The sequence below is a fragment of the Micromonospora sp. NPDC005367 genome (assembly GCF_040606825.1).
GTDB lineage: Bacteria > Actinomycetota > Actinomycetes > Mycobacteriales > Micromonosporaceae > Micromonospora.
Window position 1 is genome coordinate 26665 of record NZ_JBEXFP010000004.1, and the last position, 15514, is coordinate 42178.

The 15514-nt window shown below is 67.8% G+C and carries 11 protein-coding genes; 4 read left to right on the top strand and 7 right to left on the bottom strand.

Features of this window, described 5'->3' with window-relative positions; all coding sequences use genetic code 11:
• Positions 1 to 53 precede the first annotated feature (53 nt).
• From ABZS42_RS04085 to ABZS42_RS04095, 3 genes are all read left to right on the top strand, one after another.
• Complete coding sequence (locus ABZS42_RS04085; protein ID WP_355142379.1) at positions 54 to 218, top strand: hypothetical protein; 165 nt, start codon at positions 54 to 56, stop codon at positions 216 to 218.
• A 245-nt stretch (positions 219 to 463) separates the two neighbouring features.
• A complete protein-coding gene (locus ABZS42_RS04090; RefSeq protein ID WP_355142381.1) occupies positions 464 to 1978 on the top strand; it encodes a GMC family oxidoreductase N-terminal domain-containing protein in 1515 nt (504 codons plus the stop codon).
• 134 nt (positions 1979 to 2112) lie between these two features.
• Positions 2113 to 2967: an NAD(P)H-binding protein gene (locus ABZS42_RS04095; protein ID WP_355142383.1), complete on the top strand. Its 855-nt coding sequence runs from the start codon at positions 2113 to 2115 to the stop codon at positions 2965 to 2967.
• Positions 2968 to 3067: 100 nt separating this feature from the next.
• Here ABZS42_RS04095 and ABZS42_RS04100 read toward each other — a convergent pair whose 3' ends face one another.
• A complete protein-coding gene (locus tag ABZS42_RS04100) occupies positions 3068 to 3418 on the bottom strand; it encodes a helix-turn-helix transcriptional regulator (protein WP_355142385.1) in 351 nt (116 codons plus the stop codon).
• Positions 3419 to 3677: 259 nt separating this feature from the next.
• Here ABZS42_RS04100 and ABZS42_RS04105 point away from each other — a divergent pair, with 259 nt between their 5' ends.
• Complete coding sequence (locus tag ABZS42_RS04105; protein WP_355142387.1) at positions 3678 to 4691, top strand: NAD(P)-dependent alcohol dehydrogenase; 1014 nt, start codon at positions 3678 to 3680, stop codon at positions 4689 to 4691.
• Between the two features lie 236 nt (positions 4692 to 4927).
• Here ABZS42_RS04105 and ABZS42_RS04110 read toward each other — a convergent pair whose 3' ends face one another.
• From ABZS42_RS04110 to ABZS42_RS04135, 6 genes are all read right to left on the bottom strand, one after another.
• Entirely contained in the window at positions 4928 to 5428 is a 501-nt protein-coding gene (locus ABZS42_RS04110) for a hypothetical protein (RefSeq protein ID WP_355142389.1), read from the bottom strand.
• A complete protein-coding gene (locus tag ABZS42_RS04115) occupies positions 5382 to 5957 on the bottom strand; it encodes a hypothetical protein (RefSeq protein WP_355142391.1) in 576 nt (191 codons plus the stop codon). Before ABZS42_RS04115 ends, ABZS42_RS04110 begins: the two co-directional genes overlap by 47 nt.
• Positions 5958 to 6229: 272 nt before the next feature.
• Complete coding sequence (locus tag ABZS42_RS04120) at positions 6230 to 9868, bottom strand: S8 family serine peptidase (protein WP_355142393.1); 3639 nt, start codon at positions 9866 to 9868, stop codon at positions 6230 to 6232.
• A gap of 374 nt (positions 9869 to 10242) precedes the next feature.
• Positions 10243 to 13128, bottom strand: coding sequence for an AAA family ATPase (locus ABZS42_RS04125; RefSeq protein WP_355142395.1), 2886 nt, complete (start codon positions 13126 to 13128; stop codon positions 10243 to 10245).
• A 650-nt stretch (positions 13129 to 13778) separates the two neighbouring features.
• Complete coding sequence (locus tag ABZS42_RS04130) at positions 13779 to 14492, bottom strand: transposase family protein (protein WP_355142397.1); 714 nt, start codon at positions 14490 to 14492, stop codon at positions 13779 to 13781.
• A 183-nt stretch (positions 14493 to 14675) separates the two neighbouring features.
• Positions 14676 to 15461 carry a 50S ribosomal protein L11 methyltransferase gene (locus tag ABZS42_RS04135; RefSeq protein ID WP_355142399.1) on the bottom strand — a complete coding sequence of 262 codons (786 nt, stop codon included), beginning with the start codon at positions 15459 to 15461 and terminating at the stop codon, positions 14676 to 14678.
• Between the last annotated feature and the right edge of the window lie 53 nt (positions 15462 to 15514).

Sequence of the window (15514 nt, forward strand, 5' to 3'; positions counted from 1 at the left end):
CGGGGCAGACTCGAGCCGACAACCGAACGAACGCGGGTCAACGGAGGCTCGACATGAGCACGGCGCAGCGGGCAGCGATCCGCCGGATCAATGGTCAGGTGGTGCACGCCGACGGCGGCGCCATCCGCCCGTCCACCCGATCCGCCGACGCGCCTTGCGGCAACCGTTTCCCGGAAACCCGCATGACCCGGCGGCCCACCCCGATCATCACCGAATGACGAACTGACGTCGTCGGCTTGCCGCATGGGCAGCGGTAGCAGCCGGCCGACAGGGCGACGCGGCTCGTGCTCGGAAGCCCACCCCAGCGGGAAGGTCACGGCGGGCAGTTCTCGCCGGACGACGGGTGCCACGCCCGCTCAAACCACACGATGCCGGCTGGCCGTACGGCGTTCGGCGACGGTCCACAACGCTCCTCCTGACGCGGCGACGAGCTGTAAGCCCTTGAAAGTGAGACTTGAAGTAGATGCAGTCATTTGACTACGTGATCGTCGGAGCCGGAAGTGCCGGCTCCGTGCTCGCCGCACGGCTGTCGGAGAATTCGCAGAACCGGGTGCTTCTCATCGAGGCCGGCGCCGCCGAGGGACCGGAATTGGTGGCCGTACCACCGGCCTGGCCGGCTCTGATCGGCAGCACTGCCGACTGGGGATTCGCCACCGTGCCGCAGAACGGCAACGACGGTGTCGTTCATCCCTACCCACGGGGAAAGGTCTTCGGCGGCAGCAGCAGCATCAACGCCATGGCCTTCATGCGGGGGCACGCCAGCGGCTACGACGCGTGGGCTCGAAACGGGGCGGACGGCTGGGGCTACGACGATCTGCTTCCGTTCTTCAAACGCTCAGAGCGGGCGCCGGGGCGCGACTCCGGCTATCGGGGCACCGAAGGGCCGATGGTGGTCTCCCCGGCCACCGACGGGCACCCGTTGGCCGTCGCCTATCTCGACGCCGCCCTCGAGGCCGGGCACCACCTCTCCGCCGACCTCAGCGGCAAGGAGCAGGAGGGCGTGGCATGGCTGGACACGAACATCGTTGACGGCGTACGGCAGTCCGCCGCCGACGGGTACCTCCGCCCGGTTCTCGGTCGGCCGAACCTGACCGTGATCCCCGACGTGATGGTCCGCCGGCTGACCCTGTCCGCGGGCCGCTGCACCGGCGTCGAGTACTCCGTCGACGGGCAGCTGCGCTCGGCGACGGCCGATCGGGAGGTCATCCTCAGCGCCGGCGCCGGCGCCGTCGGCTCGCCGCACCTGCTCATGCTCTCCGGGATCGGTCCGGCCGAGCACCTGCGCGAGTTCGGGATCGACGTGGTGGCCGACCTGCCCGGCGTGGGCGCCAACCTGCAGGACCACCCGCTGGCCGGAATCACCTACGCGGCGACCAAGCCCGTCCCGCCCACCGTCAACCAGCACAGCGACCTCGTGGCGATGGTCCGCAGCCGGCCCGATCTCCCGGCTCCGGACATCCAGCTGCTCTTCCTCGACATCGCCTACCACCCGCCGGGGCTGGCCGGCCCCGCGAACGGTTACACGATCGGGTTCAGCCTCATGCTGCCGTACAGCCGCGGCAGCGTCCGCCTGGCCGGCAGCGAGCCCACCACCGCCCCGCGGATCGACCCGAACTTCCTCGGCGACGAACGCGACCTGGCCCGGATGGTCACCGCGCTGCGTATGGCACGCGAGGTCGGCGAGGCGCAGGCGCTCGCCGGTTGGCGGGTCCAGGAGGCGCTGCCCGGCGCGGCGGTGCAGGACGAGGCCGAGCTCGAGGCGTACGTCCGGCAGGTCACCGGGCCTTACTTCCACGCGTCGGGTACGTGCCGGATCGGCACCGACCCGATGGCCGTCGTCGACGCCGACCTGCGGGTGCACGGCGTGGACGCACTTCGGGTGGTGGACGCCTCGGTGATGCCAGAAATCGTCGGCGCGAACCCGAACGCGACCGTCCTGGCGATCGCCGAGCGCGCGTCGGCGCTCATCGACCGGTAGCGACCGGGCCGGAAGCACCCGGATCCGCCACCTGATGTCTCGACCTTCCGGCGGCCCCACATCCGAGGCCGCCGGAAGGTCGGGGCGCTCTTGACGTACGCGCCGGACGGACCGACAGAGGGGTTGTTTACGTGATGAACGGACCTGGCGAGATCCTCGTCGTGGGTGGTACCGGCAAGACCGGCCGCGGCATCGTCCGGCGGCTGAGAGACGCCGGCCGGCCGGTTCGGTCGGCAGCCCGCGCCGACGGCGATGTTCACTTCGACCTCCTCGACCCGGCGACCTGGGCACCCGCGCTCGACGGCGTCACCGCCGTCTACCTCGTGGCACCCAACCCGGTGCTCACTCCGAACGGCCTGTCGAGCATCCAGGGGTTCGTCTCCGCGGCGGCGGCCGCTGGCGTGCGACGGATGGTGATGTTGTCGGGCATCGGCCTGCGGGTGGCAGACGACGATCACCCCTTCAAGGTCGTGGAGGCGGCTGTGCGCAGGTCGGTCGCCGAGTGGACCTTCCTACGGCCGACCTGGTTCGCGCAGAACTTCGGCGAAGGCATCTGGTTGCGAAGCGTTCTCGACGGGGCGCTTCACCTGCCCTGCGGCGACGGGCTGGCGTCCTTCGTCGACGCGGAGGACATCTCGGAAGTCGCGGTGGCGGCGCTGACCGGGGACGGCCACAACGGCCAGATCTACGAACTGACCGGTCCCCGGGCGATCGGTTTCGCGGAGGCGGTGGACCTCATCGGCAAGGCCACCGGGCGCACGATCCGCTACGTCGACCTCACGCCCGAGGCGTACCTCCAGCGGTTGCTCGACGCGGGCATGCCACCTCACCTGGCGCAGAGGAACCAGGCACTCCGGGTGGCCGTCCGCGACGGCCTGGACGGTTCGGCGGCGTTGACCGACGGGGTGGAACGGGTCCTCGGCCGGCCACCCACGGCGTTCGAGGAGTACGTCGCCCGGACCGCCGCCGAGGGCCGCTGGATCGGCTAGGGTACCGACCGCCACCCGCGTTCCGCTGAGCCGGGGTCTTGTCGGACGACCGTCTTCCGGCCGACTGCCGTAAAGAGCGAGGGCCCGGTGCTCGGCCGGCTCACGCCTCGGTTGGCTGCGCGTCCGAGCCGGAGGCGGCCAGGACGGCCGACAGCAGGCCGGGGAACCGCTCCTGCATCTCCTCGCTGCGCAGCGCATTCATCTTGGTCGTCCCCACGTAGTACTGCCGGATCACACCGGCCTCACGCAGCACGTTGAAATGGTGCGTCAACGTCGAGACCGACACGGGTACGTCGAACGAGCCGCAGCTGATCTCCTCGCCCGCCCGGCCCAGTTGGGTCACCACGGCACGCCGGACCGGGTCCACGAGGGCGTCCAGGACCTGTTGCAGGGAGACCGCTGACAGGTTGGGATGCGCGATGGTCCGGCCGGCGGCACGGGGACGGGGCACGGCGACTCCTCGTTGGGTGTGACGGACTCCCCGATAATACGACGCCCATCGAAGTTGTGCCGCTGTGAGGCCGGCCAGGCCGCGGGTGATGCCGGAGGCGGCCACCTCGGCCCGTGCGCCCCGGGGTTCCGGTTCGAACAGTGACTTCCATTAAGTTTGATGTGCATGAAGTTTGACTCGTATCGAGATACGCTTGTCGTTCAGGAGCCGGCACCCGCCGACCGGCATGACATCGACGAACGAGACCAAAGGAACGGCTATGCGCGCTTGGAAACTCGACGACTTCGGCACCGAGAACCTTCACCTCTACGACGACGTCCCCGTCCCTTTCCCCGGCCCGGGCGAGATCCTGGTCAAGGTGGCGGCCGCCTCGCTCAACTACCGAGACAAGGCGATCGTCGACGGCATCTACGCCCCCGACAAGATGCCCAAGGGGCTCATCCCGGTCGCGGACTTCGCCGGATCCGTTACGGCACTGGGTGAGGGAGTCACGACGTTCGCCGTCGGCGACCGCGTGACCTCACACTTCTATATGGACTGGCTCGACGGCCCGTGGCGTGAGACGTACACCGACCGCCAGACCGGCGGGCCGCTGAACGGCGGCCTCGCCGAGTACGCCGTGATCAGCGCGGCCGGCGCCATCGCAACGCCGGCCCACCTGTCGGACGAGGAAGCCGCCACCCTCCCGATCGCCGCCCTCACCCCCTGGTTCGCGATGCGCGAATACGGCAACATCGGCGCGGGCGACACCGTGCTCGTTCAGGGCACCGGCGGGGTCTCCATCTTCGCGACGCAGATCGCGTCGGCACTCGGCGCCCGAGTCATCGCCACCTCCAGCAGCGACGACAAACTCGCCCGCATCCGCGACCTGGGCGCGACCGACACCATCAACTACCGCACCACACCGGACTGGGCCACCGCCGCACTCGAGCTCACCGGCGGCGAAGGGGTCGACATGGTCATCGATGTCGCCGGAGGTGACGGACTCACCGATTCGGTACGAGCCGTAAAGGGCTCCGGCATGGTCGCGGTCGTCGGATTCCTCGCGGGTCAAGTGTCCGCAGTCGACCTGATGAGCGTCATCTGGCGCCAGGCACGCGTGCAGGGAATCGCCGTCGGCCACGTCCGGGCGTTCGAGCGCCTGGTCACGTTCATCAACGAGCACGAGATCCGGCCCGTCATCGACTCCGTATTCGCGCTGGACGACGCTCGCGCGGCCTACGCCCGCCTCGACGAGGGCGCCTTCGGGAAGATCGTCATCAAGGTCGCGTAAGTCGGGGCACCTCGGGAAGCGAACCGATCCCCATCGCAACCTGCGCTACCTGGCGTCCGCGCACCGCGTCCGCGGCTGGGCCGGCCTCACCGCTTCGGTTTCACACCGGTGGCGGCCAGCCCAGCCCGGCCGGGCGCACCCGACGACGCCACCGCCGGGCTGGTGACGGGTCCGCTGCACGCTGAACGCGCGCCTGGAAGCGCGGACCGTCACCCGGCCCTCAGTGTCGACCCGCCTCAGCTCGTGAGCCGGGCGACGGCCGCGTGCAGGGCGAGCAGCGCCGGTATGGTCTCCGGTGCGCGCCGACCGAAACCGCATTCCGTCGCCACACCGAACGTGTCGACGGCGGCTCGCGCGGCGCCAATACGCCGCCGCGCCCCTTCGACGCCGTCGGTCAGGTGGATGAGCCCCAAGTAGAGCTCCGTGTCGGCGGACAGCCGCAAGCCACGCAGTGGCGCGAAGTAGGCCGGATCCGTCCGGTCGATCGGCACGGGCAGGTGGATCCAAGTGATCGGGCGGGCGAGTTTGTCGGTCAGCGTGTTCGCGACAGTGACGAGCCGCCCCGCGTCCTGCGGCTCGATGAAATGGCGGTTCTTGCCGCTGCCGTAACAGAGGTGGTAGCCGACCTCGACGTCGGCAGGAACCGCGTTGCCCAGGCGGATGAGCCTGTCGAAGATGCCTTGCTCCAGATCAGCGATCCAGCTGGGGAAGACGCCCTCCATCATGCCGAACTCCACCGCGGTGTCCCACTGGGATGGAGAGCCGGTCGTGCGGAATGGCGTCCGTTATCAGTTTCAGTTCGCGGAGCAGGGCGGTTTCGTATGCCGGCTCGATTGCAACCGCCTGGGCATTCGAACGGACGTGGAACCGGACCGGAGCCAACGGTGTCGGGAGGCTGACCTGGAAACGGATGTCAGGCAGCACACCGGCGGCCTGCAGGCGCTGAAAGACAGCCCAGGAGGCAAGCGCGGCGTCCGCGTAACCGAGCGCCCCGAAGTGCAGGTCAGCCAGGTCGACCTCGTCTCTCAGCCGGTACTTCGGGACGGAGATCTGGGTGTACCTGGCCTGCTCCACCTCGTCGCTGATCAAGCCGGGAGTATTCTCGAACACCTGCCCCTGCCAGGCCAGCCATGTGGCCCGGACACCGGTCTCGCCGTCGGGGATACGCCGGAGGTGACTTCCGAACTCGGCGGTAGCGGCACGGAAGACTTCTTCCGCATCGCCAAGCGGAACGCTACCGACGAGATGCACGCCACGAGTCGACATTGCACTCAAGCTAGCGCAGCGATACCGCCGCTCGAAGACAATGTGAATCCAGCGACGTTTTCCGGCCGTGCCTGTGAGATCACCTGTGATCGGGCGGCAGTGAGCGACGCCGCAGCTCACACCGTGTGCGCTAGTTCTGGCACCGTACAGGCGACGGGCGGATTCGACTCGGTTGCGACGGACGAGCCTGTGAGCGGGATCTGGAGAAGACGGATGGCCGGCCGTGGAGGCGGGAAAGGATCCGCGGGCCGGCCACCCGACTTCGAGGGGTGCTATTTGAGGAGGTAGGCGCGTTCGATGGTCTGTTCCACGGTGCCGCCGTTCGCGTCTTCAGCGGTGACTCGTAGCCAGACTGATCCGTTGGTGCGTTGGAGCGGTGGGTGCTTCAGGGTCACTTCGAATCTCTGGTAGCTGTCTCGGGTCTCGGGCTTGCCGACGACTCGGCCATCGCGCCAGGTTTGGCCGCCGTCGGTGGAGTACTCGACGGTCAGATCAGTCACCGGGGCCCGGTCGATCGCGCCCGAGTGTGCGCCGGCCTCGATGTTGAACCGGTGCATCCGTCCTGCGTTAGCTTTGTTGCGCAGGTCCAGCCCGAGCTCGTAGCGCAACTGGATCAGCGGCTGGAACTGGCAGGTCAGATCGGCATCAGGATCGACGAACGGATCGAGAAGCGGGTTGCCGCCGCCGAGCCGTGAGCAGTCGTACCCGGCGGGAACCTGGGCTTTCGACGGGCGTGAGTCGAACGTCCACTCGGTGGTTGCCCTCGGCCTGGTGTCGAACAACCCGCTAGCGAAGTCGGGGTAGTTCTCGACCTGCCGGAGCCGGTATATGGCGGGCTCGGCGGAGAGGTGAAAGACCGGCTGCGAGGCGCCGTACTTGTCGTCCGGCTCGAGTTCGGCGCCGGTTACGGCGTTCCACATCCGCCACGTTGCCCATGCGTCCCCAGCCCAGACACCGCCACGGCTGTTACTTGTGGAGTGGCCGGAAGCGTTGTCCACGAGCTCGTTGGCGGGGACGAACTCGTTGCCGTCCGGTCCACCGCGTGCCAACGTGGCAGACCGGCTCTCGTAAAACGGGTTGCCCTGGTAATAGTCCAGGAACTCGTCACGAGTCTCGACAGTGCCGACATGCAGGGGCGCTTCGAACCAGTCCTCCGCTGCGCGGCGGGCGCCGGCCTGGAGGTCCAAGAATCGATCTGTCGAGTTCATCGTGATGGACGCATCGTTCGGTTGCTCGGGGTGCGTGAACATCTGAACGTCACGTAGCCAGAACCACCGTCCGTCGGCGAGATAGTACTGGGCGACCTCGCCGGGCCGGATGGCTAGGTGGGGGAAGGGGTAGAGGTACTGGTCAAAATGAGACGGAACGGCGAGCTCGCTGAGCTTGACGACCGCAGCCGGGTCTTCTGCGTGGTAACGGGTGGGTACCTCGACCAGGTCGCGCCGCTTCACGGTGTGTTCCATCCGGTCCGGGATGCCGTTGGGGTAGCCGAACGCGAGGTGGTAGCTATATGCCGGTGCGTCGCTGTAGACGCCCGGGAAGGCGGACATTGCCTTGAGTGGCTTGGGTTGGGCGAGCAGCCAATAGTCGGACAGTGTGACGATGCCCAGCTGTGGGGGCGGGGATGGGGAGACGGAGACAGTCAGCGGATTCTGCGAGGCTGTGAAATCCTGCCAGGTCCAGTTGAACCCCCCACCGGCGATGGCCGGGGTTTCGCGCTTCAGGTTGCCAACGTGGCTGCGCACCGCAACGTCGCGTGGGACGGTCGGCTGTTCCACGGGCACTGTTGTCGCGGCGTCCAACGCGAAGGCTGCGTCCTCCTCGATGGCGACATCAGGCGTCATGATGAGGCTATAGCGGACAACGTCCCCAGTCGCAGAATCGGCCTCGGCCACGTTGGTCATTAGCGTGTAGCTACCGGCGGGGACCTTGGCGGTGGCTATCCCGTTCTCGGTGGGAAGGAAGTAGACGGGCTGCCCGAGTGGGTTCTCGGAGTCGTAAGTGTCTTGAATGAGCACCACTGCGTCGGGGTCGTACGGGTTGCCGGCAGAGTCGAGCACCTTGATCGTGACGTCCTGCGCATTGGCCTGGCCGAAGCCGACCGCAGTGCTCAGTCGGATGTCCGAACCGGCGGCGGTGATCGTGCCGCCGAACCCGCCGAGCACGTCGTAGTCGGCCGGGTCGACGCTTGCCGCAACGGTGGCTCGGCCGTTGGCGGGCACGGTAACCGTGTCAGTCGACAGGGTCAGGTCAGCGATCGGGTCGCCGTGTCCGTCCTCGAGCTCGGAGTTCAGGCTTAGGGTCACCGGGGAGTCGGTGTGGTTGGTGTAAGTCAACTCCCGCGAGATCGGAGTTCCGACCTCATCGAGGCTACCGAAGTCGAGGGCGGCTGACGCGTACACGCCTTGTTCAACAGCGCGGACCACATCGACTCGGCCGGTGCCCTGTTCCCGCCAGCTGAAGTCGCCGGCGACGGAGGTGGAAGCCAGTGCGTCCTTGAGGGCGCCCGCGTCGAGGCCGGGCCGCGCCTGGGACAGGAGGGCGGCGGCGCCGGCGACGTGGGGTGTCGCCATCGAGGTGCCACTAACCGCTGTGTAGAGGTCATTGACGGGGCTGCCCAAGGTGGTGCCGGCTGCTCGGGCAGCGATGATGCCGACGCCCGGAGCCGTCAGGTTGGGTTTGACGGCGAAGTCGTTGAGCCGTGGCCCTCGGGAGGAGAACTCGGCGAGTTGATCGGCCTTGTCGACCGCTCCCACGGTGAGCGCCGCGTCCGCAGTGCCGGGGGTGCCAAGCCCCAACTCGCCGCTGTTGCCGGCGGCGATCACGAACAGAGTGTTGTACTGCGCGGTCAGTTGGTTGACTGCCTGCGCCATGGGATCGGTGCCGTCGGAACCACAACAGACGCCGAGTGACAGATTCACCACGTCGGCCTCATTGCTGGCGGCCCACTCCATGCCGGCGATAATCCACGATTGTAAGCCGCTACCGTTGTCTCCGAGTACCTTTCCATTCATGAGGTCCGCGTCTGGGGCAACACCTCTGTACTGGCTGCCAGCACCGGCGATGGTGGAGGCAACGTGGGTGCCGTGGCCGAACCGGTCGGTGGCCGAGTCGGAGTCAGTGAAGTTCTTCTCGGCGGTCACCTTTCCGGCCAGATCCGGGTGGCCTGTGTCGATGCCGGTGTCGAGGACTGCGACCGTGACACCTTCGCCGGTGTATCCGGCGTTCCAGACCTCCGGTGCGCCGATCTGCGACACGCTTTCGTCCAGATCGGTCTGCACGGGCTGGTCGAGCATGACCTGCTCGACACCCTCGTCGTCGAGGGCTTCCCAGAAGCGGTTCGCTTTGTCTCGGTCGACTTGCACACCGGCACCGTGCAGCGTTCGTACTGGTACTGGGTGTGTGGTCGCGGGCAGGGAGTCCGCGTCCTTGGCCAGCTGGGCGTACTCGGCCTTGACTTTTAGCGACCTGGTCGACCGTTCGTTGAAGGTCACGATCACGGGCAAGGTGTCGCTGGAGCGGTCGCTCAGACCATCACGGATCAGAGCCGGGATGTTGAACAACTCTCGATCCAGAACACCCGAACCGGGGGACGCCACGACATCGCTGGGGTAGACGTAGAAGTCGTTCACTGTCCCTTGCGTGAAGAACTGCACCTTGTGGCCGTCCTCGCGGGGCGCGATCGACTTGATGTCGACGACTGGATCGGCGCCGCTCTTCTCCCAGACGACCGTGTCGCCAGTGATGAGCGTGACCTCGACACCCTTGCCGCCCATGTGCGCCGACGAGGTCGGGTCCAACAACGTCGCTTGCCTGACCGGCCGGCGAGATTCGGTGGCCGCTGGCGCGGCCGCTCCGGCCGAGCCTGGCGGGCTGACGAGAAGCGGCAGGGCCAGGAGCGGGGCTGTCAACAGAGCCAGGATTCGCCCGCGGCGGGATCGGCCGCCGTTTCGGGGAACTGTCTGTCGGAGCATGGTGGGTCTCCTCATTTCGGGTACGGGCGGCCTTCGGTATCGCCGGAGCTGGACACGGGCCTACAAGGGTTCGAGATCCTCGTCCGGCGGCAGCTCGTCATCGGGGTCTGGCTGGGCCGGGTCGAAGGGATCAAGACGCTGCGATTCCCGCGGCGATGGTCCACGATCGTCAGACACGGTCTGTTCGAAGTGGGTCCGCGGTGGCGTCGGAGCGTTCGCCTTGCTGTCCACGTTTGTTAACGATCCGCCGTGGCACCCACTGATGCGAGTAGGCGACTCACTCATTAAACGTCGAGGTCGGGTGGTGCGCCCTACCGATCAGCGACTGCTCCAGATTCTGAGCTGAGCAGCCCGGCGTCCTTGGCCGTCATGGCCAAGGCCGTGCGCGACGACACGCTAAGCTTCCGCATCGCGGCACGAACATGACGCTCGACGGTCTTTGGTGACAAGAACAGCGCCTCAGCGGCCTGGGGGTTGCTCAGCCCGCGGGCGACGAGTTCGACGACCTCGAGTTCGCGGGGCGACAGTTGATCGCCGTAACCGCGCCGGCCACCTCGCCAGACCCGAGCGACCTCAACCCCGTGATGGCGAAGGAGCTGGGCGACCCGATCGGCGTCCCACTTCGCTCCCAGATCCCGGAAGCGTTGCTCGACACCAGACAGCAGATCCAGAGCCTCGTCCTCAAGGCCAACGACGAGCAGACACCGCCCCCGGCATTCGAGCGCCAAAAGCTCGTCATACGGACGCGGAAGCGCCGCCCACGCCTCGGCCGCCTCGGCAAACCGCCGGGCCGCTTCGGCCGCTTCCCCGCGTGCCTCGGCCAGGACGGCCCGACACACGCACAGTGCGGTCCGGGAGGCAGGAGCATTCTGGTCGCCCAACCCGGCAGCGAACTGATCCGCCAGTCGCTCGGCGTCGGGAACTCTTCCCGCAGCCAGCAGCGCCGCAAGCCGCACCGGTACAACCTCGGTCGCGCACCACCAGATGCCCTTTTCTGTAATGGTGGTGATGTCGCACTCAGTCACCCGCAGCGCCTGCTCCGCGTCCCCATCGGCCAGACTCGCACGACCCAGCGCGGCAGAGGGGAACAGGCACGGCTCCACGCGGCCCTGCCGATTTAGCTCAGCCTGCAGCTCGTGCAGATGCCGTTCCGCCGATCCGCGTGCTCCCTGGGCCAGCTCCAACAACCCTTGGATGAGACGGGCTTCCAATTGGGTGCCGCGATGCACCTCGTCTGCCATCGCCAGCTCGCCGACGGTCTCGGCGAGGCCGTCCCAGGCACCGATGTACCAGTCAAGATGGGCAGAAGCGACCCGAGCCACGTCCACAAGCCGCGGCACGCCAGCGGCCAGGTCGGTCGCCACGCTGAGCCGCTGGCGTGCCTCGCCGTAGCGGCCCCACCAGGCCGCGAACTGGGCGACATTGAATGCGTGAATCGCGACCACCTGCCGTTCCTGTGCTGGCAGGTCGGTCACAGCCACCTGATCAGCGACCCGCCAGCCGTGCTCGTCACCTAGGAACAACAAGGCGTGTGCGTAGCGCAGAAACAACGGCTGGCGCTCCTCCGGCTCGACTCCCGGCAACAGCGCCGCGGCGCGTTCCAGCCATTGCCGATGCCAGGAAGCTGGCCACGCTCTTGTCCACGGCGCCGACAGGCACAACATCGCCCAAGCAGCCATCGCCGGTCGACCAGCCAGGTCGGGCAGCGCGGCCTCGATCTCCTCGTAACCGGCCTCGACATCCTCCAGCCGCAGAAGCAGCCATCCGAGCAGCAACCGACACTCGCCCCGGTCAGCCCGTGTCAGACCTTCACTGGCAACGACATCACGCAGTGCATACTGCACCTCACGCGTCCGGTTCCAGATCAGGCTGGTGCCCAAGACGACCGACTCGCCAAGGCTGCGCGCCAATCGGGCTCGCCGGTCCGGGGGATGGTCCACGGTTGTGAGCAGCTCGAGGAGAGTCGCGACCGTGGTGCGATCGTCGCCGGACTCCCATGCCAGGTCGGCGGCGGCTTCGGCGTAGTGGCACCACTGGGGAGTGTCGCCGGCCTCGCGATAGTGGCGGGACAGCCGGACGACGTTGGTCGGCATTACCTGCCGCAACTCGTGAGCAGCCCTGGCATGCAACCGACGTCCGTCCGATGGCTGGATCGACTCCGCCACCGCCTGCTCATCCAGCACATGCCGGAACACCAACCGTCCCGGTGCCGTCTCCTGCAGGAGCCCCGAAGCCAACGCGGCTGTCACGGCGAGCGGCCCGGCGTGCTCATCCAAACCGGCTACCGCCGTGATCAGCCGGTCGTCCGACGGAGCATTCAGCACCGCTGCCGCCTGCAACACCGAGCGCGTATCCGGGTGCAGGCGTTCCACCCGCTCAAGGACGGAGTCCCGCACCGTCGGCGGCACCTTCAGGTTTGCTAGCGTTCGCCGCGACCACTGTCCGCCGGTGCGCACGATGTCCTTTCGGTCGCGTAACAGCCGCAGACACTCCTCGACCGCCAGTGGCACCCCGTCGGTGCGCTCGTGCAGGAACTCGGCGAACGACTCCGAAACCTCGCCGGTGTGGACTATCGAAGCGACCAGCTCCCGCGTCGCGGACACGCTAAGCGGCTCCAACGCTACCCGCGAATGGTCCATGCCGGCTGGGGTGCGCGCGGTCAACCGCAAGAGCAGGGAGCCTTCCGGGACATCCGTGGGCCGGTAGGTCACCACGATCGCCGAAGCATCCGATCCCCGGTCGGTGGCGGCCAGCATCAACAGCCACTCCAACGTGGCCGAGTCGGCCCAGTGCGCGTCCTCGACGACAAGCACGTCGACCTCGAGACGCTCCACCAGCTCTGTCAGAGCGCACAACAGCCGGTGCCGGGTCTCCTTCGGATCCTCCAACGGCTCCGGCGCCGGCGGGAGGTGGTCGACCCATTCGGGGAACAGCGGCCGCAACGCCCCACCCAGCGGGCTCACCTCCACCGCACCGACCTGCAGCCACAACCGGCGCAGCCCGACCACCACCGGTCCAAGCGGAAACGGGTCCCGCCACGGCGCACACGCCGCCACCAAGACGCGGCGATCCGTCACGGCTGCCAGCGACTCGCGGACCAGACGAGTCTTGCCGATCCCGGCCTCACCCTCGACAAACACCAGCGACGGGTGCTGCAGGGCGTCGACGACGGCGGACAGGGCGTCGTCACGGCCCACGAACGCGGACCTAGAGTCGGATCGATGCTGGCGCCCGGACTCGGCCTGCGGCGTCGGGTTGGCGCGTTCCCGAGCGCCCCCTTGTCGTCTGGCCCGAGTCACCATGCTTACCTCCGCCAGGCCCGTTCGCGGACCCGATCGCCTTAGCCGCCCGGCATGCTCACCACAACTACAAGGTCAATTCTTGCAGAACCTGACGCCGCCAGCTGATCTTTCCCAGTCCTGCTAGATCATCTTTCTCACCCAGATAGCAGTCTCTTGTGGCTGACCTCGGAGTTGGTCGCGGTGTTCATGACCGCGGCTCGAGGGCAGTTCCCCGTCAAAGTCCTCAGGTGATGCCGAGTAGGGCGAGTGGCCGATTGCTGTCGCAGGCGTGGTGGCGATTGGCGGCGGCGATGTTGGTAACCCCCAGGTCAGGCGTAGTGCGCCGATGGCGGCGTTGCGTAGGGTGGCCATGACCTGAGGTCCGGTGCCGTCGCGGATATGGGATCGGTCTTCGTTGCAGGTGACGTCTCGTATCCGGTGGACTGTGTTCTCGATTGACCAGTGACAGCGGATCCACGCGCCGAGTTGCGCCGGTTTGGCTTGGTGAACGAGCAGGTCGGTGATTGCGTAGACGGTCTCGGTCGTGAAGCGTTCGGCTGGTCGAGTCAGCGTCGGATCTGGATGGCTTGGGCGGCGTTCGGGAGGTCGATCCCGGTGGAGACGGACAGGATTTTCGGGGTACGGATCTCGCGGCGGCAGTGGCCGCGGCAGGTGCTGCGGTCTGCGCCGGGGACTGCGCGCCCGACCTCGCCAAGGTCGCCGAGCTGGTCGAGCAGGGGCGCGAAACGGGTCATCTCGTTTGGTCTTCCGTCGACATCGGTGCTGGCCAGCACCACACCAGGGGCCTGGTCGGCGACGGCGAGGACGTGCCGGGCGACAGTGTCGCCGGTCCGGGAGCCGCGTGGCGTCTTGCCGTCCACGGCGATCGTCCCGCATGTTTCCGCTGGCGGGGCGGGTAGCTGTGTGGCGAGCCAGGCTCCGATCACCATGGCCAACCGGTCGGCGTCCAGGGCCTGTAACAGCCTGCGGATCATGGTCTCTGACGGCCGCCGGCCAGGGTCGATCCCGAGCACAGCAGCGGTGTCAGCAGGTAGATCAGCGACCCACTCACCGATCGCCGCGTACGAGTGGTGACCGGCGACGACCGCGCACACCGTCGCCGCGACCACGGTTACCAGAGGATGTCGGACCCCACGTCGGGCACGCGGATCGGGCAGGGAACCCAACGCGGCGAGCAGGCCGGCAGCCGAGGCCACGGCAGATGACCCGGGCGGTGCGGTCGACAACGATGAGATCAGCGATGATGGCAGCGCGGGCATGGCTCACTTCAGATAGATCAACAGGCCTAGAGAACCTTGATGATCTTCTGGAAAGGCCGTGCCCGCCCCGCTACCCGCACCCAGGGCGCGTCTACACCAACCACCTCAAGCCGGACGTGCCTCACGACTTTGCCGGGCCCTGGGTGTCGTGCCTGGTCGAGGCGGGCCATGATGGGCGCAACACTAACGACGTGCTGGATGAATCAACTGCCCGAAGCCGCGGGTGGCCCGGCCCTGCCGGTTGTCCATCTTGTCGCGTCGCGGCTCGAGCACGCTCGTCAGTTGGAGCTGTGCGTCTTCCGGAGCGCCGCTGACCGGCACCTCGTACGTCGCCAGCCGCTCCATCCAGTCATGGGCCAGGTGGCCCCGGTCCGGATCGCCGACGAGGACCCGAGTGCCCTCCGTCGCGACGCGGGCGAGGAACGGCAGCATTCGAGCCGCCACCGACGGGTGGTAGAGCGCGTCACCGGCCAACACCACATCCACGCCGTCGACGTTGCTGTCGAGCAGGTCGGTCGAGGACAGGGTCAGCTCGACGTCGTTGGCGTGAGCGTTGGCGTTGATCGCCGCGATCGAGTAGGGATCGATGTCGTTCGCGGTGACGTCGGCCGCACCGGCGATCGCCGCGGCGATGGCGACCAGCCCGGAGCCGGATGCGACGTCGAGGACACGGCAACCGGCCACGGTGTCAGGGTGATCGAGGATGTAACGCGCGAGACCTTGCCCGCCGGCCCAGGCCGACGCCCAGAACGGTGGTGGGAGGACGCGCCCCGCCGCGGCTTCGAGCCGTGCCCAGATGAGGATCGCGTCCTCGGCCATGACCAGTCGTACCTCCGGCACCAGCGGCACCGGGGCCAGCCGGAGCCGGTCGATGCTCCCGGACGCCGCCGCGCTCTCGGGGCTGGACAACGCCTGCGACAGCAGCGGTTCGAGGCCGGGAGGGACCGCAAGGCCGGTACGAGCCGGCATTCGCCGTCCCGTGGTCTCAGCCACCGCCGTGGCGACGGCCGAGACCGCGTCGC